The organism is Cupriavidus sp. 05N40 (assembly GCF_056397305.1).
The window spans coordinates 31,926-57,933 of record NZ_JBFTND010000008.1 but is presented as its reverse complement, the minus strand read 5'-3'; the positions used below and the strand labels follow the sequence as shown (position 1 = coordinate 57,933).

At 69.4% G+C, this 26,008-nt stretch carries 22 protein-coding genes; 9 read left to right on the top strand and 13 right to left on the bottom strand.

The window, feature by feature from the left end:
* Positions 1-909 (top strand): LysR family transcriptional regulator, encoded by a 909-nt coding sequence (locus AC1DO7_RS03520; protein ID WP_441617083.1) that lies wholly within the window; start codon positions 1-3, stop codon positions 907-909.
* Here the strand turns inward: AC1DO7_RS03520 and AC1DO7_RS03515 are convergent.
* The 3 genes from AC1DO7_RS03515 to AC1DO7_RS03505 form a co-directional block, all read right to left on the bottom strand.
* Positions 906-2,408 carry a M20/M25/M40 family metallo-hydrolase gene (locus AC1DO7_RS03515; protein WP_477115792.1) on the bottom strand — a complete coding sequence of 501 codons (1,503 nt, stop codon included), beginning with the start codon at positions 2,406-2,408 and terminating at the stop codon, positions 906-908. The genes AC1DO7_RS03520 and AC1DO7_RS03515 overlap by 4 nt on opposite strands.
* Before the next feature lie 4 nt (positions 2,409-2,412).
* Positions 2,413-3,405, bottom strand: a complete 993-nt coding sequence (locus AC1DO7_RS03510; RefSeq protein WP_441617079.1) for a Bug family tripartite tricarboxylate transporter substrate binding protein — start codon at positions 3,403-3,405, stop codon at positions 2,413-2,415.
* A gap of 409 nt (positions 3,406-3,814) precedes the next feature.
* Complete coding sequence (locus tag AC1DO7_RS03505; protein WP_477115791.1) at positions 3,815-4,843, bottom strand: branched-chain amino acid aminotransferase; 1,029 nt, start codon at positions 4,841-4,843, stop codon at positions 3,815-3,817.
* Positions 4,844-5,167: 324 nt separating this feature from the next.
* On the opposite strand from AC1DO7_RS03505, the gene AC1DO7_RS03500 reads away from it, so the two are divergent.
* A complete protein-coding gene (locus AC1DO7_RS03500) occupies positions 5,168-5,932 on the top strand; it encodes a TetR/AcrR family transcriptional regulator (protein ID WP_477115790.1) in 765 nt (254 codons plus the stop codon).
* Positions 5,933-6,213: 281 nt separating this feature from the next.
* Here the strand turns inward: AC1DO7_RS03500 and AC1DO7_RS03495 are convergent, their stop codons facing one another.
* Positions 6,214-8,520: a patatin-like phospholipase family protein gene (locus AC1DO7_RS03495; RefSeq protein ID WP_441617116.1), complete on the bottom strand. Its 2,307-nt coding sequence runs from the start codon at positions 8,518-8,520 to the stop codon at positions 6,214-6,216.
* Positions 8,521-8,695: 175 nt separating this feature from the next.
* Positions 8,696-8,911 (bottom strand): hypothetical protein, encoded by a 216-nt coding sequence (locus tag AC1DO7_RS03490; RefSeq protein ID WP_477115789.1) that lies wholly within the window; start codon positions 8,909-8,911, stop codon positions 8,696-8,698.
* A 269-nt stretch (positions 8,912-9,180) separates the two neighbouring features.
* Here AC1DO7_RS03490 and AC1DO7_RS03485 point away from each other — a divergent pair, with 269 nt between their 5' ends.
* The 4 genes from AC1DO7_RS03485 to alaC all read left to right on the top strand — a co-directional run bounded on the left by AC1DO7_RS03485 (position 9,181) and on the right by alaC (position 12,857).
* Positions 9,181-9,897, top strand: a complete 717-nt coding sequence (locus tag AC1DO7_RS03485; RefSeq protein ID WP_441617071.1) for a PadR family transcriptional regulator — start codon at positions 9,181-9,183, stop codon at positions 9,895-9,897.
* 81 nt (positions 9,898-9,978) lie between these two features.
* Positions 9,979-10,794 carry a siderophore-interacting protein gene (locus AC1DO7_RS03480; RefSeq protein WP_441617069.1) on the top strand — a complete coding sequence of 272 codons (816 nt, stop codon included), beginning with the start codon at positions 9,979-9,981 and terminating at the stop codon, positions 10,792-10,794.
* Positions 10,795-10,940: 146 nt separating this feature from the next.
* A complete protein-coding gene (locus tag AC1DO7_RS03475) occupies positions 10,941-11,447 on the top strand; it encodes a winged helix-turn-helix transcriptional regulator (RefSeq protein WP_441617067.1) in 507 nt (168 codons plus the stop codon).
* 153 nt (positions 11,448-11,600) lie between these two features.
* Positions 11,601-12,857, top strand: coding sequence for an alanine transaminase (gene alaC, locus AC1DO7_RS03470; RefSeq protein WP_477115788.1), 1,257 nt, complete (start codon positions 11,601-11,603; stop codon positions 12,855-12,857).
* A gap of 9 nt (positions 12,858-12,866) precedes the next feature.
* On the opposite strand, the gene AC1DO7_RS03465 is transcribed toward alaC, so the two are convergent.
* The 5 genes from AC1DO7_RS03465 to AC1DO7_RS03445 form a co-directional block, all read right to left on the bottom strand.
* Complete coding sequence (locus tag AC1DO7_RS03465) at positions 12,867-14,024, bottom strand: enoyl-CoA hydratase/isomerase family protein (protein ID WP_441617063.1); 1,158 nt, start codon at positions 14,022-14,024, stop codon at positions 12,867-12,869.
* Positions 14,025-14,032: 8 nt separating this feature from the next.
* Positions 14,033-14,803, bottom strand: a complete 771-nt coding sequence (locus AC1DO7_RS03460) for an enoyl-CoA hydratase (protein ID WP_441617061.1) — start codon at positions 14,801-14,803, stop codon at positions 14,033-14,035.
* Complete coding sequence (gene mmsB, locus AC1DO7_RS03455) at positions 14,800-15,702, bottom strand: 3-hydroxyisobutyrate dehydrogenase (RefSeq protein WP_441617059.1); 903 nt, start codon at positions 15,700-15,702, stop codon at positions 14,800-14,802. The genes AC1DO7_RS03460 and mmsB overlap by 4 nt, the downstream gene beginning before the upstream one ends.
* A gap of 25 nt (positions 15,703-15,727) precedes the next feature.
* On the bottom strand, positions 15,728-17,254 hold the full coding sequence (locus tag AC1DO7_RS03450) for a CoA-acylating methylmalonate-semialdehyde dehydrogenase (protein ID WP_441617057.1): 1,527 nt from the start codon (positions 17,252-17,254) through the stop codon (positions 15,728-15,730).
* Between the two features lie 63 nt (positions 17,255-17,317).
* A complete protein-coding gene (locus tag AC1DO7_RS03445; RefSeq protein WP_441617055.1) occupies positions 17,318-18,451 on the bottom strand; it encodes an acyl-CoA dehydrogenase family protein in 1,134 nt (377 codons plus the stop codon).
* A gap of 169 nt (positions 18,452-18,620) precedes the next feature.
* Between AC1DO7_RS03445 and AC1DO7_RS03440 the strand changes: the two genes are divergently transcribed.
* The gene (locus tag AC1DO7_RS03440; RefSeq protein WP_441617053.1) at positions 18,621-19,730 is read left to right on the top strand and encodes an AraC family transcriptional regulator; all 1,110 of its coding nucleotides are present in this window, start codon (positions 18,621-18,623) and stop codon (positions 19,728-19,730) included.
* Here the strand turns inward: AC1DO7_RS03440 and AC1DO7_RS03435 are convergent.
* Positions 19,727-20,944: a GGDEF domain-containing protein gene (locus AC1DO7_RS03435; RefSeq protein WP_441617051.1), complete on the bottom strand. Its 1,218-nt coding sequence runs from the start codon at positions 20,942-20,944 to the stop codon at positions 19,727-19,729. The two genes, AC1DO7_RS03440 and AC1DO7_RS03435, sit on opposite strands and share 4 nt — an antisense overlap.
* A 285-nt stretch (positions 20,945-21,229) precedes the next feature.
* Here AC1DO7_RS03435 and AC1DO7_RS03430 point away from each other — a divergent pair, with 285 nt between their 5' ends.
* Together AC1DO7_RS03430 and AC1DO7_RS03425 are read left to right on the top strand one after the other, a co-directional pair.
* Positions 21,230-22,153 carry a LysR family transcriptional regulator gene (locus AC1DO7_RS03430; protein WP_441617049.1) on the top strand — a complete coding sequence of 308 codons (924 nt, stop codon included), beginning with the start codon at positions 21,230-21,232 and terminating at the stop codon, positions 22,151-22,153.
* A 144-nt stretch (positions 22,154-22,297) separates the two neighbouring features.
* Complete coding sequence (locus AC1DO7_RS03425; RefSeq protein WP_441617047.1) at positions 22,298-23,140, top strand: substrate-binding domain-containing protein; 843 nt, start codon at positions 22,298-22,300, stop codon at positions 23,138-23,140.
* A gap of 82 nt (positions 23,141-23,222) precedes the next feature.
* Here the strand turns inward: AC1DO7_RS03425 and AC1DO7_RS03420 are convergent, their stop codons facing one another.
* Together AC1DO7_RS03420 and AC1DO7_RS03415 are read right to left on the bottom strand one after the other, a co-directional pair.
* Positions 23,223-24,665: an FAD/NAD(P)-binding protein gene (locus AC1DO7_RS03420; protein WP_441617045.1), complete on the bottom strand. Its 1,443-nt coding sequence runs from the start codon at positions 24,663-24,665 to the stop codon at positions 23,223-23,225.
* Positions 24,666-24,672: 7 nt separating this feature from the next.
* A complete protein-coding gene (locus AC1DO7_RS03415; RefSeq protein ID WP_477115787.1) occupies positions 24,673-25,950 on the bottom strand; it encodes an acyl-CoA dehydrogenase family protein in 1,278 nt (425 codons plus the stop codon).
* Positions 25,951-26,008: the final 58 nt, after the last annotated feature.

The following is a 26,008-nucleotide window of genomic DNA, read 5'->3' as shown; positions in this document are numbered from 1 at the left end:
ATGGACATCTCCACGCGCGACCTGCGCGCCTTCCTGGCCTTGATGGAAGCGCGCAACTTCACGCGCGCCGCCAGTGTGCTGGCGCTCTCGCAGCCGGCCTTCAGCGCCCTGATCGCGGCCCTGGAAAACCACGTCGGTGCGAAGCTGTTCGACCGCTCCACGCGTACCATCGCGCTGACACCGGAAGGCAAGCTCTTTGCCGAACACGCGGCCCGGCTGCTGGCGGAGATCAACGATGCGGTCGGCAGCGTGCGCGACCATGCTTCGCTCAAGCGCGGACGGACCACGGTTGCCGTGATACCGAGCCTTGCCGGCGGCTGGTTTCCGGACATCCTGCAGTCATTCGCGCGCCTGCACCCGAACATCAGCGTGGTGCTGCGGGACGAGTTCTCGCGCGAAGCGATCGCCGCCGCGCGCGACGGCGACGCGGACTTCGCCATCGCGACACCGGCGGAGTCCATGTTGCCCGGCATGCGGCTCGCGCATTTCCACGCGGACCGCTTCTCGGTGATCTGCCCCAAGGGACATCCCCTCGCCACGCGCCGCACGCTCAAGCCAAACGACCTGCTGCCCTATCCCTTCATTGCCGCACCGCGTGGCAGCGTCGCCACGGCGCGGCTCGCCGCCAGGATCGCGCCCGCGCAGCTGAATGTCGTGCACGAAGTCGAGCACCTGCATACGATGCTGGGCATGGTGCGCGCTGGCGTGGGCATCAGCGTCGCTCCCAACCTGGCGTTGCAGGCACTGGCTCTGCGTGATCAGGTTGCGATTCCGCTGGACCGCAGCCTGACGCGGGACATCTACCTGGTCACGCGCGAGCCGCGCAATTTCTCCACGGCGGCGGCCGCGCTGTTCGACTTTATCCGGGGCCATCCGCCCGAAGCGGCGCCGCAGACGCGCAAGCGCTAGAACGGACGGGTCAGCAATTGACGCAGCGTGCGGATGCCGTCGATGTAGTTGCCCAGGCGCAGGTTCTCGTCGTGGCTGTGCTGGTTGTTGTCGGCGTTGACCAGCGGCAACAGCACGCACGGGATGCCGAGTTCGCGCACCGCGATGCCGGTGGGAACCGAGCCGCCCATCATGCGGATGCAGACCGGCGCTTCGCCATGCGCCGCGACCAGTGCGCCTTCCACCCAGCGGCACAYGGGCTCGTCGGCCGGGGTACGCACCGCATGGGCCATGCCGTTGAAGCGTGGCTGCACCAGGCGCGCCAGCTTCGGGTACAGGCGGCGATCGTCCTCGGTGGGCTCGCCCTCGATGAGGTGGAAGCCTTGCGCCAGGACGTGCGCGCGCAGCAGTCCGAACAGCCTTTCCGGGTCTGTCTCCGGCACAGTGCGGACATCGAACGATGCCGTGGCTTGCGCGGGAATGATGGTGCGCGCCGCCGCGCCGACCTGAGCGGCGGCGACGCCCACCACGTTGAGCGTCGGGTACTGCAGCGCTTCCTGGTAGGTCCCGCCCACGCGTTCCGGCTGCGCGATACCGGCACGCGCGCGCAAGACACCGTCGTCGTCCGGCACGGCTTCGAACTGGCGGCGGTCGGCATCGGTCAACGCAATGCCGTCGTAGAACCCGTCCACCCGCACCCTGCCATCGTCGTCCTTCATCGATGCCAGCAACATTGCCAGTCGGAACACGGGGTTCGCCGCGTAGTTGCCGAACTGGCCGCTATGCAGGTCGCGGCGGGGGCCGAATACGGTCAGCGTGGTCATGAACGCGCCGCGATTGCCGAGGATCATGGTGGGGCGATTGCTGGCGTGCATCGAGCCGTCGAGTACCAGCATCGCGTCAGCCTTCAGGGCCTCGCGATTGGCCGACACCACCGTCCCGAGGTTGGGCGCGCCGATCTCTTCTTCGCTGTCGAGCAGCACCTTGAGATGCACCGACGTGCCGCGTGCCTCTTCGGCCAGGCTGTCCAGCGCGGCCAGCAGCATCATGATGGGCCCTTTGTCATCCGCCACCGCGCGTGCCACGAGCCGCGCATCGCGATCGATCGTGTCGCCGGCAAGCGCATCGGCAGGATCGACGTATGCGCCATCCGGCATCGACCTGGAGGGGCGCAGCGTTGGCTGCCACGGGCTGGGCTGGCTCCATGGCTGGTTGGCCAYGGGCTGCGCATCCATATGCATGTAGCAGAGGATGGTCGGCGCTGCCGGATCCGGGCAGCGGCGCCCGGCCAGCAGCATGGGACGTTCGCCGTTTGGCAGCGACGTCACCGCGAAGCCGCGGCGCGCGAATGCCTGCGACAGCCAGTCGGCCGTCTTGCATACGTCCGCGGCGTCGGCCGTCACGTTCGGCAGCCTCAGCAGCGCGAGAAACTCGCTCCAGCTCGCGCGCGCGGTCTGTACGGCGCGCACATCTTCCGTCGCATGGTCGGGAGCAGCGCGCATGGTCGATTTAGCCAGCATAGCGTCACTCCATGCGGATGTTTGCATCCCGCGCCAACTGGCGGAACTGCGTGATCTCGACGCGCGTCCTGCGCCGGAACTCCTCCGCGCCGCCAAACAGCGTTTCCAGGCCCTGCTTGGCCAGGACTTCGCGATACCCGGCGTCGTGCACGATCGCACGCAGTTCCGCCTGCAGCCGGTCCACGATCGGCGCCGGGGTGCCCTTGGGGGCGACCAGTCCATACCAGAACGAGGCCTCGCCACCGGCGACGCCCACCTCGGCGAATGTCGGCACGTTGGGTAGCAAGGGTGAACGCGTGGCCGAACTGATCGCCAGCGGACGCAGCTTGCCGGCCTTGATATTCCCCTGCACGACCGCCACCGGATCGATACTCAGGTCGATCTGCCCGCCGATGACATCGGTGAAGACCTGCGCGCTGCCCTTGTACGGCACCGCCGTCATGTCTGCCTTGATGCTGCGGGCGATCATCGCGCCAACCAGGTGGGGTGCGGAGCCGGGACCGAAGGTGCCGTAGGTCACGCCGGCGCCTCCTGCATTGGCCTGCCTGGCGATATCTGCGAAGCTATGGATCTTGCCGGTGGCGCGCGTTGATACCACCACGGCGGTCTGCGCCACCATGCCGATCGGCGCCCAGGTGGTGTCGGGATTCAGCGGCAGGTCCTGCCGCAGCGCTGGCAGCACGGAGAAAGTGGTCGAACCCGAATACAGCAACGTCAGCCCATCCGGGGCAGCCTTGGCGACGAATTCGCTGCCAATCGCCGTCGCCGCACCGGCACGGTTCTCGACAATCACGGGTTGGCCCAGGCGAGCCTGGAGCTTGGAGGCCAGCGCTCGTGCCGCGATATCGGTAGTACCGCCCGCGCCGAACGGTACGACGATCCTGACCGCGCGCTGGGGATAGGGATCGGCATCAGAGGCGGTGGAGGCAAGCGGGAAGCCTGACAGAGAGAGCAGAAGCGCAACGCCAAGGCGTCGGCTCAGGGGGGCAAAAAGCATGAAGGGAACTCGTGGTGGATCGGTCTTGCATGCACTCTACGATTCCGAGACTGAGTTGTGAAATCRATTGTTCAGGTCAAACTATTTGTTTTCCAGATCGAGAATCTGCGCCCTGGCAGAGCATGCCGGACGTGGGTCGAGCAAAAACAGAAACGACGATGGCCGAACGTGGTCACCGTAGCACTTGCCAACAAGATGGCTATGGTCGACTCACGCCCGGCCAGCTTGGCCGGGCCCTGAGAAAAATGGCGATTCACGTTGACCCCGCGCGCCGCGCAAGCATCCGCGCGGACCCAAAGCCTCCAGGAAGAAAGGCTACGTTGCCGGCTGCGGGGCGCGATGTCATGTCTCGACCATGCGCGTCCTCAAGGCCGGACGTGTCGTTTGATCACCTTGAAAGGGGTGATGCCTAGGCCTTGACGATCCAGCCCTCGGGCGCCTCGATGCGGCCGGTCTGGATTCCGGTCAGCGTATCGAACAGCCGTTGCGTGATCGGCCCGGTTTCATGCTCTTCGTGGAAGACATGGAGTTTCCCCCCGTACGAGATTGCCCGGATGGGCGTGATCACCGCGGCGGTACCACACGCCCCGGCTTCCTCCAGTTCGTCCAGCCGGTCGATCAGCACATCGGCTTCCACCGCGGGCATGCCAATGTACGCATGCGCCAGATGCAGCAGGGAAAGGCGCGTGATGCCGGGGAGAATCGACGGGGAGTGGGGCGTGACGAAGCGGCCATCCTTCGTGATCGCGAAGAAGTTCGCCGTCCCGACTTCCTCGATCTTGGTACGTGTCCTGGGGTCCAGGTAGATGCAGTCGGCGAACCCGGCCTGTTTGGCTTGCGTGCCGGGCAGCAGGCTGGCCGCGTAGTTTCCACCCACCTTGGCAGCGCCGGTGCCGTGCGGCGCGGCGCGGTCATAGTCGGAGACGGAAAAGATCTGCGCCTTCAGGCCGCCTCTGTAGTAAGGGCCGACCGGGACGCAGAAGATAGAGAAGATGAATTCGGGCGCGGTGCGAACCCCGATGCTGTCGCCGACGCCGATCACGAACGGGCGCAGGTAGAGCGCGCCGCCGRTGCCGTAGGGGGGAATGAAGCGGGCGTTGGCCGACACGACTGCCTTGCAAGCGTTGATGAACATGTCGGTCGGCACGTTCGGCATGAGCAGGCGGTCGCAACTGCGCTGCATGCGCAGGGCGTTCTGGTCGGGGCGGAACAGGTTGATCGAGCCGTCTTCCGTGCGATAGGCCTTCAGCCCTTCGAAGCATTGCTGCCCGTAGTGGAGCGCGGTCGAGCCCTCGCTGACATGAAGGACGTTGTCCGCGACCAATCCTTCTTCGTGCCAGGCGCCGTCCTTCCAGTGGGCGCGGTACCGGAGGTCGGTCTTGATGTACTCGAACCCCAGCCGGTCCCAGTCGATAGCGGGGGTGTCTGCGTTTGTCATTGAGCTCTCCATTGAGTTGAACAGGATCATGATGCCATTGTCATGATCCGAGGATTCCCTGCCCGGAACTGGATTGGCGGGGGTGACCGGCGCCACCCCGCCGAGAACCAGCGAGGACGCCACGAGATGGTACCAATGCCGCGGCTCTCCGGGCAGGCCGCGCCGCCAGGGAAGGCGTAGAAGTTACATGGATGTGCTGCCTGAGGATGGGTCGGGGCGGCCCGCTGCACCAGCAAGGCTTGCCGGCGGTTTCCCCTTGCTTGCCGGGACCATGGCGTTAGACCCATAATCCGATGCATTACATTGCCGGCATCCTTCGAGCCTATGACCCGTACACGCAATCGTTCTCTCGCCACCATACTCGCCGACAGCGCCGTCCTCGACAAGCCGCTGCCGCGCAAGTCGGCCGAAGGGGCGCAGGCCGCCGCCGGCCCGCTGGAGAACGAGACGGCACGGCGCATGCTGGAGATCGCGGAACGCCTGTTCGCCGAGCACGGGGTCGAGCTGGTGCCGCTGCGCCAGATCGTGGTGGRGGCGGGGCAGCGCAACCGTTCAGCGCTGCACTATCACTTCGGTTCGCGCGAGGCGCTGGTCAGCCAGTTGCTGAATTTTCGGCTCACGCATGTCAACAAGGTGCGCAACCGCTACCTGGACGAGGTCGAGGCCGCCGGCCTGGCGGGGGATGTGCGCGCCATCGTGGAAGCGTCGATCAGTGCGCTTGCCGATACCATCCGCGATACCCCCTGGGGCGCACGCTACGTGCAGGTGCTGGCGCAAGCCACGTTCAGTCCCAGCCTGGTCAATGCCGACCTGATCGATCCGGACGCCATGACCGGCGTGTTGCGCGCGCGCAGGATGATCGCCGCCGCGCTGCCCGCGATGCCGCGCAAGGTGCTGCACCTGCGGCAGGTCTGGTTCAACAACAGCGCGGTGTATTCGCTGGCGCAGTGGTGCCGGCGCGCGCGCGGGCCGCGCGGGCTGCCGCCGGTGGCCGAGCTGGTGGACTACTGCACGGCAGGCCTGACCGCGCCGATCAGCAAGCCGCGCATCGTGCYGGCTGGCGCGCGGGCAGAAGGCAAGGGCGAGTAGATTGCGGCCGCCAGTGTAGTTTTTGCGCAGCAGGAAACGCCAAAAATGCAAAAAAAGCGCTGAAAAGCCAGAGGCGCGTGCATGTGTCACCCGATCAGGTGATGGCGCCGCCTGCCGGACTCTCTATGATCCGGCGCTGAGGCGTGCCCCGCGACCCGCCTCTTTAGTCCTTCAGCCCTTGACCACCCCGGCCAGGGGCTTTTCTTTGGCCGGGTTTCCGGCTCGTACGGTGCGGGCCTCGATGTGCTGGCCTCCCTGGCCGTTCAGGCGCATGCATCCCCTCAAGGCTTGCCCAGGAACAGGTAGAAGCTGTAGCGCCCGCCCGGGGCCCGCCCGTAGGCAAGGTAGAACGGGCCGACCGGGCTATCCAGCGCCAGGAACAGCGAGCCTGACTTGAGCAGCCCGGTCGGGCTGCCCGCCACCAGCGGCCCGCCCATGCGCCCGGCTTCGAGCGACATGCCGGCATATACGCCCTCCAGCAGGGTCTGCTTGACGAACTTGTTGTAGTAGACGAGGCGCGCGAACTCCAGGTTGCTGCCGATCAGTTCACCCGTGCTATAGCCCGATTGCTTCAGGAAGCCGCCCCACTGGAACAGGTCGTAGCGCGGCAGCGGATTGCCACCAATATTGCTGCCCGCCTTGAAACCCACGTTGATCGTATGCTCGCCGTACGACCACGCAAAGGTGCCGTCGGTATCCGCCTTGACATAGGCCTGGTCGGCGCCGAGTGCGTGCTGCGACGCGTAGACGCGCAGGGCGCCGCCATAGCCGAAACGGGGAAAGTTCACGCTGTCGAGCTGGTCGAACAGCAGCCGCCCGGTGATGGCGCCCCGGCCGAAGCTGCCCGGTCCCGGGCTCAGCAGGGCCGGGCCGGTGCTGAGCGAGGCGTTTTCATGTCCGGTGAGGACACCCAGGCGCGCCTCGCCGTACTTGGTGAACTGGCTGCCCACGTCGAGCGCGGCGTCCATGCGCCGGAGGTCGTAGATGGCAACGCGGTTGCCGCCGCTGTAGATATTCACCGGCCGGCGCTCCAGTTCGATGCGCGGGGCGACGAAGAAGTACTGGTGCACGTCGAGCGGCTGGTAGAACTCGCTGACGAGGCTGCTGGTCTGCCCTGCCTGGAGATCGGTTCGCCATTCCGCGCCGAGCGAATTGAGCCAGGTGCGGCGGTAGCTGGCCAGTACGTTGAAGAAGGCATCGCCGCGGAAATCCGAGTTCAGGCCAAGTCCGAAGCGCAGGTAGTTGGGGCCGTAGGATTTCTCGACGGCATCCACCGCCAGCACACGCTTGCCGGGCTCTTCGAGAAAGCGGTAGTTGACGTGCTCGAAGTCGCCGGTGCCGAACAGGCGCCGCATGTCCTGGTCGAGCTGGTCCTGCTGGATCGGCTGGCCAGGCTTGGTCTCCATGGTGGCGGCAGCGAAGTCCGGGTTGACGCGCTTCATCGGCGCGAAGCGGATTTCGTCGACGCCGCGGGAGTCGGGCGGCGCGAGGGATCGCTGGCGCACACGCAGCGCGGCATACGCCTGCGGTGGCAAGGCCAGTGCCGAAAGGCGGTCCGCCACCTTGCGCGCCGCCGCCTCGCCGATGGGGATGGTCTTGAGCAAGTTGTCGAAGTCGCCCGCGGAGAAATCGCCCAGCTCCGGCTGGATCAGGATGTCCTGCGGCTTGAGCTGCGCCAGCGAGGCGCGCACGTTCTGCTCGCTGAGGATATTGAGCATCTGGCTGGTCACGCCGATCACCGAGGTCAGGTCTTCGCGCTTCATCAGGGTGGTGCCGAGATTGACCGCGATGACGATGTCCGCCCCCATGCGGTGCGCCACGTCGACGGGCAGGTTATCGGTCAGGCCGCCGTCCACCAGCAGCCGCCCCTCGTATTCGACCGGCGCCACCGCGCCGGGCACCGACATGCTGGCGCGCATCACGTTGGCAAGTTCGCCCTGGCTGAACACCACCGCGGTGCCGGCGACGAGGTCAGTGGCCACCGCGCGGTACGGAATGGGGAGCGAGTCGAAATCGCGATAGCCGGGCGTCCGCGCCAGCGTGCGCAGCACGGTTTCGAGCTGGACACCCGACACCAGTCCTTTGGGCAGCAGCAGGCCCTTGCCGCTGACGCCGATCTCGGGCGTGACCAGGTTGGTGTGGTCGTCTATCTTGCGGCGGATCGCCAGGTCCTGGCGTGGCGGGCGCTCCTTGAACAGCTTCTCGGTGGAAAGGCCGCCGACCAGTTGCGCCATCTCGTCCGGCGCCATGCCCGTGGCATAGGCCCCGCCCACCAGCGAGCCCATGCTGGTGCCGGCGATACAGTCTATCGGCACGCGCAGCTCATCCAGCACCTTGAGTACGCCGATATGCGCGGCGCCGCGCGCCCCGCCGCCCGACAGCACCAGGCAGATGCGCGGGCGCCCGACAACTGGTGGGGGGCCTGCCACCGGGGCAGCGGGCGTGCCGGGCTGTGTAGCTTGGGCAGGTTGGGCCGGTTGCGCCGGTTGCGCGGGTTGCGCGGGTTGCGCGGGCGCCAGCGGTGCCGCTGCGCTGGGCTGGACCGGCTCCGCCGTCTGGGCCGGCACATCGCGCGATACGCCCGACATGGCCAGCAACGCCAGGACCGCCAGCATGGCCGGCAGCCGGTATATGCGGGTACGGAAGGACGAAGAGTGCATGGATGGCGACGGCAACGGCTGGCTTTGGCTTCCTCGCTCGCRCGAAGGCTTGCCGGAAGGCCCGGCGCTGCGCTGCCGGCATGCGCTCCGGCCCGGATAACGACTAGGGCAGGGTGTGGCCGCGGCCCGGCGGGGGCATCGGGGCCATCGTGGCCGGCGTCACGCCCGTGGATTGCTTGAGCGGGCCCRCATAGCCCGCCTCGTCCTTGCCTCGCCGGCGCGCGCCGGGTCCGCTGGCCCGATACACGGCGTGCTTCTGCGCATGCGCCGCGCCCGCGGGGGGCGGCCGCAGGCTTGCGGCATCCAGGTGCAATTCCATGGCGTGTTCCTCGGGTGGGCGGCGCGTTGCGGCGCACGACGCGCTACGCGCCGTGCCTGCTTAGAGCCGGGAGGCGTCTTTCATGTTCGATCATGGGCCGGGGCAGGGCAATTGAATGTTTTCGTGATTTACCGCGGTTTGTGCTGCACAACATGCCGTGCGCACCCGGCCACGCGCCTGGCTGACGGCTTCCGTTCTCTCCGGCCTTGACTTTATTACTTACGATATATATCTTAAGATATGTTTTTAGATAGTCAGGAGCACTCGCCATGCGTCACCCCCTCATGATGGGCAGGATGGGTCACCACATGCTTGCCCACCTTTCTTCTCACTTTTCGTCCCACCCGCATCAGGCCATCGGGCGCCACCGCCATGGCGGCGGACCCGGCGGCTTCTTCGGCGGCGGCGGGGACGGCTTCGACGGCGACGGCGACAGCTGGCGCCGCGGCCGCAAGTTCAGCTCCGACGACCTCCAACTGATGCTGCTGTCGCTGCTGGAAGAAAAGCCCAGCCACGGCTACGAGCTGATCAAGGCGCTCGAGACCCGCACCAATGGTTTCTACAAGCCCAGCCCCGGCATGGTGTATCCGGCCCTGACCTTCCTGGAGGAGGTGGGCTACGCCACCGTGGACAGCGAGGGCAACAAGAAGCGCTACCAGCTGGCCGAACCGGGCCGTTCGCACCTCGACGCCAACCGCGAGCGGCTCGCGCTCATGCTCAACAAGCTCAAGCACGTGGCGCGCAAGATGGAATGGGTGCGGCGCGCCTTGTCGGGCGACAACGCCGAGGCGGGCGTTGCCGAAGACGATGCCGACACCCGCGGCGGCTGGCTGCCCGAGTTCGTGCAGGCGCGGCTGGCGCTCAAGCGTGCCTTGCTGCTGCGCACGGAAGCCAGCCCGGCCGAGCAGCGGCGTATCGCCGCCATCCTCGCGCGGGCGACCGCGGAGATCGAAGCAGAGCCGCCCGCGCAAGCCGCGCCGCGCTGAGCGCCGGCCCTTGCCCTTGCCCTTGCCCCTGTCCCTGCGGACACCCGCACGACACAAGCCAACCAACAGGACCAGATACCGATGACTACCCGCGACCTCACCGTCCAACGCGTTCGCCATACCCTCAAGATGCGCCTGCTGCAGGTGGTGCGCACGCAAAACGTGTCGCCGCAGTTGCTGCGCGTCACCCTGGCCGGGGGCGACCTCAAGGACTTCGTCTCCGCCTCCTTCGACGATCACGTCAAGGTCTTCTTCCCCGCCCCCGGCCAGCACAAGCCCGCGCTGCCGGAACTTGGCCCCAACGGCCCGGTGTTCCCCGAAGGCGCGGCCAGGCCGGCCGCGCGCGACTACACGCCGCGCCGCTACGATCCGGTGGCGGGCGAACTCGACCTCGAGTTCGTGCTGCATGGCGACGGCCCCGCCTCCACCTGGGCCGCGCAGGCCGCGCCCGGGCAGTATCTCGGGGTGGGCGGCCCGCGTGGCTCATTCGTGATTCCCGACGGCTTCGACTGGCACCTGCTGGTGGGCGACGAGACCGCGCTGCCCGCCATCGGCCGCCGCCTGGAAGAACTGCCGGCCGGCGTGCGCGCGCTGGCGGTGGTGGCGGTGGACAATGCCGCGGCCCGGATCCCGCTGCCCAGCCGCGCCGAGGTGGAAGTCCGCTGGCAGCATCGCGACAGCGCGCCGGACGGTGATGCAGGGCTGCTCGAACGGGCCCTGCGCGAGATCACGCTGCCGCGCGGCGAAGGCTATGTATGGGCCGCCGGCGAGGGCGCCGCGATCCGCGCCGTGCGCCAGTACCTGGTGGGCGAGCGCGGCATCGAGAAGGGCCGCATCCGCGCGGCCAGCTACTGGAAGGCCGGTGCCGCCGCCGTGCACGAGAACCTGGACGACTGAGCGCGCGGCTTGTCCTTGTCGCTGGCGCAAGGCGGTTTTACAATGCAACCGCTCCGCCGCGGGCGCCGTTCCCGCCGGGGCCGCGCCAACGCCGCGCGCCGCATTCCGCGGCGTGGCACCGGCGGCCTGCTCACGGAGTTGCGTCTATGGTGCGGCGAACCAGCCTGGAAGGCGCCGAGTGTCCGGTGGCCCGCTCGCTCGATGTGATCGGCGACTGGTGGTCGCTGCTGATCGTGCGCGATGCCTTCGACGGCCTGCGCCGCTTCGGCGAGTTCCAGCGCAGCCTCGGCCTGGCCAAGAACATCCTGTCCGACCGCCTGCGCACGCTGCTGGCGCACGGCATCCTCGAACAGGTGCCGGCCTCGGACGGCAGYGCCTACCAGGAATACGTGCTGACGGCAAAGGGCCGTGGCCTGTTCCCGGTGGTGGTGGGGCTGCGCCAGTGGGGCGAGGCTTTTTTCTTCGCGCCCGGCGAAGCGCATTCCGTGCTGGTGGACGCCGTGGCCGGCAAGCCCGTGCGGCCCCTCGAGGTACGCGCCGAAGACGGCCGCCTGCTGGGGCCGGACGATACGGTGGTGCGCAAGGTGGACGGCGCCGGCGGCAAGGCGGTCAGCGCCGGCAGGCCGCGCACATCCCGTGCATCGCGTGGATAGCGTGGGTAGCGTGCGTAGCGTTGGATAGCGCCGCGCTGCGAAAACCCGTGGACGCCACGCGCATTCGCCGCTAAGATCTTTTCCGTTCGGCCGCAAACAACGGCCGGCAGCGTCGCTCGGACGGTTCCGGGCGCTTACGTTCAAGGAAAATTCATGTCCGCCTCCGCAGGCAAGCGCCGCTTCGCGCGTATCGATCGTCTCCCCCCGTACGTCTTCAATATCACCGCCGAGCTGAAAATGGCGGCGCGCCGCCGTGGCGAAGACATCATCGACATGAGCATGGGCAATCCGGACGGCGCCACGCCGCCGCATATCGTCGCCAAGCTCACCGAAGCCGCGCAGCGGCCCGACACCCACGGCTACTCCGCCTCCAAGGGCATTCCGCGCCTGCGCCGCGCCATCTCCCACTGGTACCAGGAGCGCTATGCGGTGGAGATYGACCCGGACAGCGAAGCCATCGTCACCATCGGTTCCAAGGAAGGCCTGGCTCACCTGATGCTGGCCACGCTGGACCGCGGCGACACCGTGCTGGTGCCGGACCCGAGCTACCCCATCCATATCTACGGCGCGGTGATCGCCGGCGCCGATATCCGCTCGGTGCCGCTGGTGCCGGGCGTGGATTTCTTCGCCGAGCTCGAGCGCGCCATCCGCGGCAGCTATCCCAAGCCGAAGATGATCGTGCTGGGATTTCCGTCGAATCCCACCGCGCAATGCGTGGAGCTGGACTTCTTCGAGCGCGTGATCGCGCTGGCGCGCAAGCACGACATCTTCGTGGTGCACGACCTGGCCTACGCGGACATCGTGTTCGATGGCTGGAAGGCGCCGTCGATCATGCAGGTGCCCGGCGCCAAGGACATCGCAGTGGAGTTCTTCACGCTGTCCAAGAGCTACAACATGGCSGGCTGGCGYATCGGCTTCATGGTSGGCAAYCCGGACCTGGTGGCSGCGCTSACGCGMATSAAGAGCTATCACGACTACGGCACCTTCACGCCGCTGCARGTGGCSGCCATCGCCGCGCTGGAAGGCGACCAGCAATGCGTCAAGGAAATCGCCGCGCATTACCAGACGCGCCGCGACGTGCTGGCGCGCGGGCTGATCGAATCCGGCTGGCCGGTGGAGATCCCCAAGGCCTCGATGTACATCTGGGCGCGTATTCCCGAGCCGTATCGCGCGCTGGGTTCGCTGGAGTTTTCCAAGCAGTTGCTGGCCAAGGCCAAGGTCTGCGTGTCGCCGGGCATCGGCTTCGGCGACTATGGCGACGAGTACGTGCGTTTCGCCCTGATCGAGAACGAAGGGCGCATCCGCCAGGCCGTGCGCGGCATCAAGGCGATGTTCCGCACCGACGGCCTGGTCAAGGTGCCGGTGGACGAGCACGCGCCGCACGGCCACGCACCCAAGGCGCGTGGCTGAGCGGGCTGCCTAGCCGAGGTCCGCCAGCGGGTGGGCCTCGGGCGGCCACGGGCTGGCGAAGAACGATTGCACCGTGGCGTCACTGACTTCCTTCGGCGAGGGCACGCGCCAGCGCGGCGCATTGTCCTTGTCCACGATCAGCGCGCGCACGCCTTCGATGAAATCGCCTTGCGTGAACGCGTGCGACACCACGCCCAGCTCCATGCGGAAGCAACTCGCCAGGTCCAGCCGCCTGCCGCGCAGCAGCAGCGCCTGCGTGACCGCCAGCATCAGCGGCGCACGCTTGCGCAGCACCTCCAGCGTAGCGGCCGCCCATTGCGCGTAGCGCGGGTCGGCTTCCGCCGCGAGGCTGGCGAACAGCTCGGACACGCTGGCGTCGGCGCGGAAATGCTTCAGCACGGCCGGCAGCATCGGCTGCAACGGGGCCTGCTCTGCCGCGGCATGGAGATGCGGCTGCAGTGCCGAGCGCAGTTTTCCGAGCACATCGCCGTCCCAGCGGATGGCGGCCAGCGTCTGCGCCAGGTTCTCCAGGCTGGCCGATGGCACGGACAGGTCGGCCAGTCCGCACAGCAGCGTATCGGCCGCGCCCAGCGTCACGCCCGTCAGCCCGACGTAGAGCGATAGCGCCACCGGCAGCTTGCCAAGGAAGAAGCTCGCTCCCACATCCGGCACCAGGCCGATGCCCGTCTCCGGCATGGCCACGCGCGAGCGCTCGGTGACCACGCGCAGCTGCGCGGCCTGCGCCAGGCCCATGCCGCCGCCCATGACGATGCCGTCCATCAGCGCCACCACGGGTTTGGGATAGCGGTGCAGGCGGAAGTCCAGTCGGTATTCGTCGACAAAGAACTCGCGGTGCAGCGGCGTGTCGGCGTGGAAGCTGTCGTACAGCGCGCGGATATCGCCGCCGGCGCAGAAAGCCTTGCCGCCGGCGCCGCGCAACAGCACCGCGACGATGTCGGGGCATCCGGCCCATGCCGAGAGCTGCGCGTCGAGCGCGCCGATCATCGGGTAGGACAGGGCATTGAGCTGGCGCGGGCGGTCCAGCGTGACCACGCCCACGCCGTTGATCGCTTCGAAGCGCACGCTGGGCGCGGCTGCAGTTGCTGCCGCGGCTTGCGCTGCGCTCGCCGGGTCTTGCTGGCCAGCCTCGTTCGGGTTCAGGCGCATGCGTGCTCCTATGCGTTGCGCCATTGCGGCGCGCGTTTCTGCAGGAAGGCGTTGACGCCCTCGCGCTGGTCCTCGCCGTCGAACAGGTCGACGAAGCGCTCGCGTTCCAGCGCCAGCGCGGGTCCGCGCGGCACGCCCTGGCGTGCCAGGTGCACCAGCTGCTTGCTGAATGCCGCCGCGCGCGGGCTGACGTTGCAGGCGCGCTCGGCCAGTTTCAGGGCGCTGTCGAGCGCTTGCCCGGCCGGCACCACTTCCTCCACCAGGCCGATGCGCAGGGCCGTGGCGGCATCGACACGCTCGTTGGCCAGGATCATGCGCTTGGCCCAGCCTTCACCCACCAGCCACGGCAGCGTCTGCGTGCCGCAGCCGCATGGGAGCAGACCCACGCCGGCCTCCGGCAGCGCCATCTGTGCCTGCTCCTCGGCGATGCGCACATCGCAGGCCAGCGCGCATTCCAGCCCGCCGCCCATCGCATAGCCATTGATGGCGGCAATCACCAGCGGGCGCGCGTTCTGCAGCGCTTCGAAGGCTTCGCCGAAGCGCCGGGCCATCTCGCGCGCATGGGCGCGGTCGCCTTCGGCGAAGCCGTTGAGGTCGGCGCCGGCGCTGAAGAACTTGCTGCCGTCGCCGGTGATGACGATGGCGCGCACGCGCGCATCGGCGTCCAGCGTGGCCACCAGCTGGCGCAACTGCTCCAGCCCTTCGGCATGGAAGGCATTGGCGGGCGGGCGCTTGAGCGTGATACGGGCGATATGCCCGTCGATGGCGTGCTCGATCATGCCGCCGGCTCCTGCGGTTGCGCCAGGTACTGGCGGATCACGCCGGAGAAGTCGAGCTGGCCGTCGCCGGCATGGCTCATGGCCTGGTAGATCTGCTGCGCCAGCGCGCCCAGGAAGAGCGGCTGGCGCACGCTGCGCGCGGCGTCGGCGGCCAGGCCGAGGTCCTTGAGCATGAGGTCCGCGCCGAAGCCGCCGCTATAGCCGCGCGAGGCCGGCGCGGTCTCGATCACGCCCGGATAGGGGTTGCAGGTGTCGGCGGCCCAGCAGCGCCCGGTGGAGGTGTTGACGATGCCCGCCAGCACGCCCGCCTCGATGCCCAGGCGCGCGCCGAGGGCCATCGCCTCCGACACCCCGATCATCGAGATGCCGAGGATCAGGTTGTTGCAGATCTTGGCGACCTGTCCGGTGCCGGTATCGCCACAGCTCACCACATTGCGGCCCATGCCGGCCAGCACCGGCTTGATGCGCTCGAAGAGCTCGGGCTGCGCGCCCACCATGAAGGTCAGCGTGCCGGCCTGCGCGCCGCCGGTGCCGCCGGAGACCGGCGCGTCCGCCATCGGGTTGCCGCGCTTGCCGGCTTCAACGGCCAGCGCGCGGATGGTGGCGGGGTCGATGGTGCTCGAATCCACCAGCGGCACGCCGGGCCGTACGCTGGCCAGCACGCCATCGGCATCGAGATAGGCCGCGCGCACGTGTGCCGCGGCGGGCAGCATGGTGATGACGAAGTCGGCTTCGGCGGCCGCCTCGCGCGCCGACCGGGCCACCGCGGCGCCGTCCGCCTGCAGCGAAGCCAGCGCGGCGGGGCTGAGGTCGAACACGGTCAGGCTGTGGCCTGCCTTGAGCAGGTTGCGGGCCATCGGCGCGCCCATGTTGCCGAGACCRATAAAGGCGATATGCATGTTTGCTCCTTGCCGTTGACGCTGCTCAGCGCAGGTTGATGGTGGTGTTCACGCCGTCGTTCACGGTGGCGTCGTCGAACCAGCGCGCCGTGACCGTCTTGGTCTGGGTGTAGAACTGCACCACCTGCTTGCCGTAGGGGCCGAGATCGCCGAGCTTGGAGCCGCGCGAGCCGGTGAAGCTGAAGTAGGGCACCGGCACCGGGATGGGGATATTGATGCCGACCTGGCCCACGTCGATCTCGCTCTGGAACTTGCGCGCCGCCGCGCCGCTCTGCGTGAACACGCCGGTGCCGTTGCCGAACGGGTTGCGGTTGACCAGGGCGATGGCCTCGTCGAGCGTGTCCACGCCGATCACCACCAGCACCGGGCCAAAGATTTCCTGGGTGTAGACGGACATCTCCGTGGTCACGTCGGCGAACACGGTCGGGCCGATGAAGTTGCCTTCCGGGTAGCCCGGCACCTGCACGCCGCGTCCGTCCAGCAGCAGGGCGGCGCCTTCGCGCACGCCGCTGTCGATCAGGGCGGTCACGCGCTGCTTTGCCGCCGCCGAGACCACGGGGCAGACATCGGTGCCGGGCTCGTGCCCGGCGCCCACCTTGAGCGTGGCAGCCTTGGCGACCAGTTCGGGCAGCCACTCGCGCGCCGCGCCGACCAGCACCGCGACCGAGGTCGCCATGCAGCGCTGGCCGGCCGCGCCGAAGGCGGCGCCCACCAGCGCATTGAGCGTGTGCTCGCGGTGCGCGTCGGGCAGCACCACGGCGTGGTTCTTGGCGCCCATCATCGACTGCACGCGTTTGCCGTGCGCGCCGGCCAGATCGTACACATGGGTGCCCACGGCGGTGGAGCCGACGAAGGAGATTGCCTTGATATCCGGGTGCGTGCACAGGGCATCCACCACCTCGCGCGCACCGTGCACCACGTTCAGCACGCCCGCCGGCACGCCGGCTTCCACCGCCAGCCTGACCAGTTCCATGGTGGACAGCGGGTCTTGCTCCGACGGCTTGAGCACGAAGGTGTTGCCGCACACGATGGCCATGGGGAACATCCACAGCGGGATCATGGCGGGGAAGTTGAACGGCGTGATGCCGGCGCACACGCCGATGGGTTGCTGCAGGGTGTAGGTATCCACCGTGGACGCCACGTTCTCGGCAAAGCCGCCTTGCTGCAGCGTGCCGATCGAGCAGGCGTGCTCCACCACTTCCAGGCCGCGGAAGATGTCGCCCTCGGCATCGGCCAGGGTCTTGCCCTGCTCGGCGGTGAGGATGGCGGCGATGCGCTTGCTGTGCTCGCGGATCAGGGCCTGGTACCTGAGCATGATGCGCAGGCGCGCGCCCAGCGGGGTGTGGCGCCAGGTGGCGAAGGCGTGCTGCGCGGCGCCCACCGCCGCGTTCACCTCGGCCGGCGTGGCCAGCGGCACGCGTGCCAGCACTTCCTGGGTGGCGGGGTTGACCACCGCGCGGAACTCGGTGGCGGCGGATTCCACCCACTCGCCGTTGATCAGCAGCTTGACGGTGGGAACGGCGGTGGTTGCGGTAGCGGGCTGGGCACTCATTGGGTGGTCTCCGTCGGTTCTAGGTTCGGGTGGTACAAGGCGGGAAAGGGGCAGGCATGCTGCTTAGAGGCTGCGCGCGATCAGCATGCGCTGGATCTCGCTGGTGCCTTCGTAGATCTGTGTGATGCGGGCGTCGCGGTAGTGGCGCTCGACCGGGTAGTCCTCCAGGTAGCCGTAGCCGCCATGGATCTGCAGTGCCTTGGAGCATACGCGCTCGGCCAGCTCGGAGGCATACAGCTTGGCCTGCGAGGCCTCGGACAGGCAGGGCAGGCCGGCGCTGCGCATATGCGCGGCGCGGTGCACCAGCAGGCGCGCGGCGTTCAGTTCGGTGGCCATGTCGGCCAGCATGTTGGCGATGGGCGGGTGCTCGCGCAGCGGGCGGCCGAACTGCACGCGTTCGGCGGCGTAGCGGCACGCCGCCTCGAAGGCCGAGCGCGCGATGCCCAGCGCCTGCGCGGCGATGCCGATGCGTCCGCCCTCCAGGTTGGACAGGGCGATGCGCAGGCCCTCGCCGGGCTCGCCCAGCARCGCGTCGTGCGGCACGCGGCAGTCTTCCAGCGTGATGGCGCAGGTGTCGGAGGCGCGGATGCCGAGCTTGCGCTCCGGCGTGTGCACCACGAAGCCGGGCGTGTCGGTGGGCACCACGAAGGCCGACAGGCCGCGCTTGCCTTGTTCCGGTTCGGTGGCGGCGAACACGATGGCCACGCCGGCACGCTGGCCGTTGGTGACGAACTGCTTGCTGCCGTTGAGCACCCAGCCATCGTCCGTCGGCCGCGCGCGGGTACGCAGGTTGTGCGCCTCGGAGCCGGCCTGCGGCTCGGTCAGGCAGAATGCGCCGATGATCTCGCCCGCGGCCAGGCGGGGCAGGTAGCGGGCCTTCTGCGCCTCGCTGCCGTAGTGCAGGATGGGCCCGCACCCAACCGAGTTGTGCACGCTCATCAGCGTGGCGCAGGCTGCGCACCCGGCCGCGATCTCTTCGATGGCCAGCGCGTAGGCGACATAGTCGGTGTAGGTGCCGCCCCATTGCTCCGGCACGATCATGCCCAGCAGGCCGAGCGCGCCCATCTCGGCCACCACCTCGGGCGGCAGTTCGGCGGCGCGGTCCCACGCGGCCGCGCGCGGCGCCAGGCGCTCGCCGGCGAAGGCGCGGGCGGTATCGCGGATCATGGCTTGCTGTTCGGTCAGGTCGTGTGGCATGGCGGGTCGCGGTGGAGGTAGGTGGGGTTGCTGGCCGGGGCGCTGGTGCAACGTTCCGGCAAGGCCTGGCAGCAGTGTAGGAAGACGGCAGGGACGGTCCTATGCCAGAATCCGCCAGATTTGCTGAACTCGTTTGCCAGTTCCTTCGCCAGTCCCCGCCTGCCTGCCCATGGAAAAACACAGCGTCGCCATCTGTTTCGTCCACCACGCCATTGCCGGCCTGCGCGCGCGCGGCATTGCCCCGGAGCCGGTGCTGCAGGCCGCCGGCATCGCGCCGGCGCTGCTGGCGGTGCCGCAGGCGCGCGTCTCGGCCGCCAGCTACAGCGCCCTGTGGATGGAGGTGGCCGCCGCGCTCGACGACGAATTCTTCGGCCAGGATTCGCGCCGGATGAAATGCGGCAGCTTCGCCATGCTGTGCCACGCGGTGGCGGGCAGCAAGACGCTGGCGCAGGGGCTGGAACGGGTGGCGCGCTATTTCGGCCTGCTGCTCGACGATATCGGCGTGCGCCTGGTGCGCGAGGGCGCGGTGGCGGCCGGCAACGACCTCGGCAAGGCCATGGCCGGGCAAGCCGCCGCCGGGCACGAGCGCGCGGCGCTGGTACTGGCGGCTACCTCGCAGCGGCCGCCGGGCGTATTCGCCCAGGAGACCATGCTGATCATGCTGCATGGCCTGATGAGCTGGCTGCTGCGCCGGCGCGTGCCGGTGCTGCTGGCGGCGTTCAGCTATGCACAGCCGCCCTATGCCGCCGAATACCGGCTGATGTACTCGCGCCATCTGGCCTTCGACCAGCCCGCCACGGCGCTGGTGTTCGACGCGGCCTGGCTGGAACAGCCGGTGCACCAGGACGAGCGCAGCCTCAAGGCCTTCCTGCGCGACGCACCGCACAACGTGGTGGTCAAGTACAACGACCGCAGCAGCATCATGGCGCGCGTGCGGCGCCAGTTGCGGGCCCTGGCGCCGGAGCGGTGGCCCACCTTCGAGCAACTGGCCCAGGGGCTGCACATGTCGCCGTCGTCGCTGCGGCGCCGGCTGATGGAAGAGGGCGGGACCTACCAGCAGCTCAAGGACGAGCTGCGGCGCGACCTCGCCATCGAGGCGCTCAGCCATTCCAGCCGTCCGCTGGCGGAGATCGCCGCCGAGCTGGGGTTTGCCGAGCCCGGCGCCTTTCACCGCGCGTTCAGGCGCTGGACCGGCTCACGGCCCGGCGCCTACCGCGCCACCAGCGCTTGCGCCGCTGCCGACACTTCCGGCGCCGCCATGGCCGCGGCCAAGGCCTAGCGACTCGCCATGCCCACGGGTGCCGGCGCCTGGATGCCGGCAGCGTCCGGCAGCATGCGGTTGCGCCCGGACAACTTGGCCATGTAGAGCGCGGCGTCGGCGCGCGCCATGAGCTGCGCCAGGGTCTCGCCGGGCTGCCATGCGGCGTAGCCACCGCTGACGGTATAGCGCACGCTGTCCGGCGGGCGGCTTGCATTGCCTGTATTGCTTGCGTGGCCCACGTGGCTGGCTTCGGCCTGGGCGCGGATGCGCTCGGCGGCGTGGCGGGCGTCGTCCAGCGAGCATGCGGGCAGCAGCACCACGAACTCCTCGCCGCCCATGCGGCCGATGCGGTCTGGCGCGCGCAGGCTGGCCGCCGCCAGGCGGGCGAACTCAGCCAGTACCGCATCGCCGGTGGCATGGCCGAACGTGTCGTTGACCGCCTTGAAGTGGTCGATATCGACGATCAGCAGCACCGGCGCCCGGCCGCCGCGCGCGGCGCGCGCCAGCTCGCGCCCGGCCTCGTCCTCGAAGGCCTTGCGCGACAGCACGCCGGTCAGGAAGTCGGTATTGGCGATGGTTTCCAGCCGGCGCACCATGGCGTCGTGGACCATCAGCACCGCGCCCATGCTCAGGGCCGGGATGGCCAGCGCGCCCACCACCAGGAAGCCCGCGTTCAGCCCCGGCGAGGCCATGGTGGCGGGGTCGTCCATGACGGCCAGTGCGGACAGCACGCCGCGCAGCGTATGCGCCGCGGCAAAGAAGAAAGCGAAGCCGGCGGTGGTCAGGTGATGGCTGGTGGCGCGCCCGCGCGGGCGGTAGCGCACCAGCGCCACGCCGGTTGCGGCGCAGAACCACGCGTGGAAGGCCGAGACGATCACCACGCGCGTGTTGAAGTCCTGGAAGATGTAGCGCCAGGTCACGATGCCGCCCATCACGGCCAGCGTGCAGGCCACCAGGCGCCGCCATGGCGGCTCGCGCCCGCAGAAGCGCAGCGTGCCGGCGTAGAACAGCGCCAGCGCCCATGCCAGCGCGCCGTTTGCCACCACGACGGCCAGCACGTCCGTGATCCTGCCGCGCAGCGTAAACAGCGTCAGCGCGCCGATGGCCGTCAGGGCGCAGTACCACCACTGCGTCACGCCCGGCTGGCCGCTGCGGCGCAGCGACCAGACGATGCCCAGCATCATGACGCTGAGCAGCGTCGTGACTGCCAGCAGGGCGAACGGGTCGTTCATCGGCCGGTTTCCTCCGGGTGGGGGGCCGGCCCGGGGCGGGCAGGCGAAGCCCCGGAGAATACCGCAGGCCGGCGCCGCCCATTCACCTACGCAGGTGGGGTGTCGGGCACGCGCGGGCGCCGGGCGGCGCTAGAATGGCAGGCCCGGGCCTTTGATCGGCGGCGCGCATCAATGCCGCCTGGCATGCGCCGCTTGCGGCTGGCCTGCGCGCCGCTCGATGCCACCCCGATCCACCGGGATACACCCCGTACCACCCTGATACCACCCCGAAACCACCAAGACACGATGCAACAGATCAGATTCGACCTCGGCGACCTGCAGGCCATGGTGGCGGTGGTGGAGCAGGGCGGCTTCCGCGCCGCGGCGGAGGCGCTCAGCCTGTCGCAGCCAGCCCTTTCGCGCCGCATCGAGAAGCTCGAAGAGGCGCTCAACGTGAAGCTGTTCGAGCGCACCACGCGCCGGGTCACGCTGACGCTGGTGGGACGCGAGTTCGTCGGCAAGGCGCGCGCGGTGCTGGCGGAGGTGGAAGCGCAACTGCTCGGCATCGGCGATCCGGCGGCCGCGCGCAGCGGCGAGGTGACCATTGCCTGCGTGCCCTCGGCCGCGCATTACTTCCTGCCGGCGGTGATCGCGCGTTTTCATGCGCAGTTCGCCAATGTGCGCGTCAAGATGGTGGACGAAGGCGCCAATGTGGTCCTGCACAGCGTGGCCAGCGGCGAGGCGGACTTCGGCCTGAACTTCATCGGCACCCAGGAGGCCGACCTGCTGTTCGAGCCGCTGCTGCGCGATCCCTTCGTGCTGGCCTGCCACCCGGCGCATCCGCTGGCGCGCCGCCGCTCGGTGAAATGGGCCGAGCTGGGCAAGTACACGCTGGTGGCGCTATCCCGCTCGAGCGGCAACCGGCTCATGCTGGATCTGGCGCTGGCCGACGTCCCGGGGCGGCCGGCGGCGTTCTACGAGGTGCGCCACGTCAGCAGCGTGCTGGCGCTGGTGGAGGCCGGGCTGGGCATCGCCGCGGTGCCGCGCCTGGCGCTGCCGGGCGGCGAGCGCGCCGCGCTGGCCGCGGTCCCGCTGCGCGAGCCTGCCGTGACCCGCACGCTCGGCATCCTGCGCCGCCGCGGGCAGATGCTGTCGCCGCATGCGCAGGCGCTGTACGAGATGGTGCTGGAAGCCGTGCCCGGGCGGGGCAGAAAGCGGGGCGCGCATTGATGCAAGGAAGCGATCAATGCCAAGAAAGATTGCATTATCGCGGCCCGGCGGCCTTGCATAGAATGAGCGGCCCACCCGCCGAAACACCGATGCGAGACCTCCGCGGCGGCGGGTCTTTCCCTTCAATGCCCACCGAGAGCGCATATGTCTATCTCATCGGCCAGCCGGCCCGTCCGTCACTCCTTTCCCCAATCCCGCCAGCCGTGGCCTGCGCTGGCGCTGGCCGTGGCCGCCAGCCTGGTCCTGGCTGCCGGCAATGCGCTGGCCGACGAGGTCAAGGTCATGAATTCGGGCGGCTTCACCGCCGCCTACAAGGCGCTCGGCCCGAGCTTCGAGAAGGCCACCGGCCACACGCTGAGCACGGCCTGGGGCCCCTCGATGGGCAAGTCGCCCGAGGCGATTCCCAACCGCCTGGCGCGCGGCGAGCATGCCGACGTGGTGATCATGGTGGGCTATGCCCTAGATGACCTCGTCAAGCAGGGCAAGGTGATACCGGACAGCCGCACCGACCTGGCTGATTCGCGCATCGGGCTGGCGGTGCGGGCCGGGGCGGCCAGGCCGGATATCGGCACCGTGGACGCCTTCCGCGACACCTTGCTCAAGGCCGGCTCGATTGCCTATTCGGACAGCGCGAGCGGGGTGTACGTCGAGAAAGAGATGTTCAGGAAGCTCGGCATCGAGGAGCAGGTCAAGGGCCGCGCCCATATGATCGAGAAGATCCCCGTGGGCAGCGTGGTCGCCAGCGGCGACTACCAGGTCGGCCTGCAGCAGGTGAGCGAACTGCTGCCGGTGCAGGGCATCACCTTCGTTGGCAAGATTCCGGAGTCGATGCAGAAGATCACCACCTTTGCCGCCGGCGTGCCCGTCGGCGCCGAGCATCCGGATGCGGGCCGGGCCCTGATCCGCTACCTGGCCTCCCCGGCCGCGCGCGCGGAAGTGGAGCGCAGCGGCCTTGACCCGATCGTCAGCCCGAAGGCGGTGCGCTAAGACAGCGCGATTAGACAGCGCGGTCAGGCAGCTTGTTCAGGCGGCGGCCGGCGGCCTTCTGCCCTTTTGCCCTTCTGCCCGCCTAGGCTGCCTCGGCCTGGATCACCGCCTCGGGCCAGGCAGACAGCTCCAGTTCCCCGACCAGCCTCGCGGCCAGCGCCGCGGCCTGGTTGCGCACGTCGATGATGGTGCCGGACTCCCAGAGCGCGCCGCGCAAGGGCGCGCCCAGGGCGCTGAGGCCCGGCACCGCGCGGCCGCCGCGGTCGAACACGATGCCGCGCGCGTCGCCGTCCACGCCGGATCCCGCCGCGGCCGGGCGCACCAGGCCGCGCGCCAGCAGGCTGCGCACCAGCGGCCGCTCGTTGCCGGCATGCCAGCCATATTCCGCGCCGGTGCAGTTGACGAGCCCGTCCACCGTGGGCACCGCGGGCAGCTCGCGCGACAGGCGCAGCGCCAGCCGGCCATCGCCCGAGCGATCCAGGCGCGTGACCCGCGCGGCATGGACGCGCAGCCGGCCTTGCGCGCGGACTGCCGCTAGCACCGCATGCGTGGGCGGCGCCGCCCGGTGCAGCAGGTTGTCCCAGAACGGCCGGGCATGACGCAGGAAGCGCTGGCGCTCCGGCACGCTGGCGGCTGCCCACAGCGGGCCGATATGGGCGCGCAGCGCGGGCGGCACGCTCTGCCAGTCCAGCCCCTGCGCGGTCAGCGCACGGCACTGGGCGCGCACCCGGCGGACCACGTCGCGCGCGGTGGGGGCGGCCAGCGCCGCCGGCCCGGCGGCGGCAAGGAAGTCGTCGCACGGTCCCGCCCCGTGGCGCAGCCAGGGCAACAGCGCGCGCCGCGAGAAGGCATGGTAGGTGCCGCTGAAGCCGAGCCGCTCCAGTGTCGCCACCACGTCGAGCATGGTCAGGCTGGTGCCGGCCAGCGCAATGTCGCGCGCGCCGGCCAGCGCGGCCAGCGCATCCGGCTGCCAGGGATCGGGCACATAGCGGCCGTCGGCTTCGAGCGCCGGGTCCTGCGCCAGCGCGGGCCGTGCCGGCTGCACGCCGGTGGCCAGCACGATATGGTCGGCGTCCCAGCCGCGGCCGTCGGCGCCGCGCACACGGTGCGGCACGCCGATGGTCAGGTCGGTGATCTCCGTGCGCACATGCTCCAGCGTGGCACGCCCGGCGGCGGCGGACAGCGCGCGCGCCAGCGTGTCGCGCAGGTAGTCGCCATAGACGCTGCGCGGGGCGAAGGTGTCGTCGGCCGTGGCGGCATGGGCGTGGCCGTGCCCGACCAGCCAGTGCGAGAAATCCTCCAGCGTTTCCGGGAACAGGCTGAAGTTCAGCGCGGGCCCGTTCAGGTAGTGCGCCGGGTCCGGTGTGCTGTAGGCCAGCCCGCGGCCTACCTCGGCGCGCGGCTCGAACAGGTGGATGGCCAGTGGCACGCTGCTGTCGCGCAGCAGGCGGATGGCGGTCAGGGTGCCGGCCATGCCGCCGCCGACGATGGCGATGCGGCGCGGGCTGTAGCGGGGTCGGGTCATGGCAGTCTCAGGTTGCGGCGGGGGCGCCGGTGGCCGCGCGCAGGGCCTGCGCGCCCGCGCCCGCCAGGATGGCGTCGTTCTGCGGGGTATGGATGCGGCTGCACAGCACGTTGCGGTAATGGCGCTCGAGCGGGTTGCCGCGCGACAAGGCCGGGTTGCCGGCCAGCCTGAGCGCCAGCTCCACGGCGGCGATGGCGTTGTCGGTGACGTTGAGCTTGAGCAGGTTGCTGTCGGTGACGCTGGCCGGCGCGCCCGCATCCGCGTCGGCGCTGAAGCGGTCCAGCAGCACGCGGTTGGCCAGCAGCCAGGCGTCGATGCGGCCCACCGCTTCCTGGAAGCGCGGCAGCGTGGCGAGCGGCGCGCCCAGGCTGCCGGGCGCGCGCAGGTTGAGCCAGCCGGCAAACCAGTCGCGCGCCGAACGCGCCACGGCATCGTACAAGGTGCCGAGCAGGGTGGCGGTCCACGTGGCCCAGGYCGGGTCGACGCGCTCGGCCCAGGCGGCCGGCTGGCGCAGGTCCACGGCGTATTCGGCCGGCAGCGGGGCGTTGTCGAAGATCACGTCGTGGCTGCCGGTGGCGCGCATGCCGAGGTGGTCCCAGGTCGGCACCACGGTAATGCCCGGCGCGTCGCGCGGCACCAGGAACACCCCGGTGCGCGGACTGGCCTCGTCGGTGCGGCCCCACACGGCCAGCCAGTCCAGCGCGGGGATGCCGGTGGCGTAGATCTTGTGGCCGGACAGGATCCAGCCGTCGCCATGGCGGCGCGCCACCGTGCCGGGCAGGCCGCCGCGCGCGGGCGAGCCAAGCTCCGGCTCCACGCGCAGCGAATTGATCAGCGCGCCATGCGCCACCGCGCTGCGCTGCACGGCCTCGCGCACCGCCTGCGGCCACTGCGTGTCGTTGGCGAGGTTGCGGTGGCCCAGCGTCTGCATGACCAGCACCAGTGCCGTCGACGGGTCGCCCGCGGCAACGTGGTGGATCACGCGGCGTGCCTCCGCCAGCCCCGCGCCGGCGCCGCCGAGCGCGCGCGGCACGGTGAGCGAGAGCAGGCCGAGCCGATGCAGTTCGGCGATGTTCTCGTGGGCGAAGCTGGCGTCGCGGTCATGGGTGGCGGCGCGCGCGGCGAAGCGCTCGGACAGCGCGCGCAGGATGTCGTCAGGGGGCAGGGCGCGTGGTGCCGGGCCGGGTGCCGCATCGGGTTCGAGGGAGGCGGGGGCGAAGCCGCTCTGGCGATGCCAGTCCGCTATGCGCTGGCGGTTGCTCGTGCCGCCCGGTGACAAACTCATTCTTGCTCCTGTGTCGCGATGTTCTGCTGCTTGTGTGTTCGAAGTGTGCGGCGCACCG

What these genes read in the sequence shown, in the direction of transcription:
- AC1DO7_RS03460 (WP_441617061.1), bottom strand. Translation starts at nt 14,803, where the DNA reads ATGATCGAGCACGCCATCGACGGGCATATCGCCCGTATCACGCTCAAG.
- AC1DO7_RS03435 (WP_441617051.1), bottom strand. Translation starts at nt 20,944, where the DNA reads ATGAACGACCCGTTCGCCCTGCTGGCAGTCACGACGCTGCTCAGCGTC.
- AC1DO7_RS03425 (WP_441617047.1), top strand. Translation starts at nt 22,298, where the DNA reads ATGTCTATCTCATCGGCCAGCCGGCCCGTCCGTCACTCCTTTCCCCAA.
- AC1DO7_RS03450 (WP_441617057.1), bottom strand. Translation starts at nt 17,254, where the DNA reads ATGAGTGCCCAGCCCGCTACCGCAACCACCGCCGTTCCCACCGTCAAG.
- AC1DO7_RS03430 (WP_441617049.1), top strand. Translation starts at nt 21,230, where the DNA reads ATGCAACAGATCAGATTCGACCTCGGCGACCTGCAGGCCATGGTGGCG.
- AC1DO7_RS03420 (WP_441617045.1), bottom strand. Translation starts at nt 24,665, where the DNA reads ATGACCCGACCCCGCTACAGCCCGCGCCGCATCGCCATCGTCGGCGGC.
- AC1DO7_RS03480 (WP_441617069.1), top strand. Translation starts at nt 9,979, where the DNA reads ATGACTACCCGCGACCTCACCGTCCAACGCGTTCGCCATACCCTCAAG.
- AC1DO7_RS03465 (WP_441617063.1), bottom strand. Translation starts at nt 14,024, where the DNA reads ATGCGCCTGAACCCGAACGAGGCTGGCCAGCAAGACCCGGCGAGCGCA.
- AC1DO7_RS03440 (WP_441617053.1), top strand. Translation starts at nt 18,621, where the DNA reads ATGGAAAAACACAGCGTCGCCATCTGTTTCGTCCACCACGCCATTGCC.
- AC1DO7_RS03495 (WP_441617116.1), bottom strand. Translation starts at nt 8,520, where the DNA reads ATGTCGGGCGTATCGCGCGATGTGCCGGCCCAGACGGCGGAGCCGGTC.
- AC1DO7_RS03485 (WP_441617071.1), top strand. Translation starts at nt 9,181, where the DNA reads ATGCGTCACCCCCTCATGATGGGCAGGATGGGTCACCACATGCTTGCC.
- AC1DO7_RS03520 (WP_441617083.1), top strand. Translation starts at nt 1, where the DNA reads ATGGACATCTCCACGCGCGACCTGCGCGCCTTCCTGGCCTTGATGGAA.
- AC1DO7_RS03510 (WP_441617079.1), bottom strand. Translation starts at nt 3,405, where the DNA reads ATGCTTTTTGCCCCCCTGAGCCGACGCCTTGGCGTTGCGCTTCTGCTC.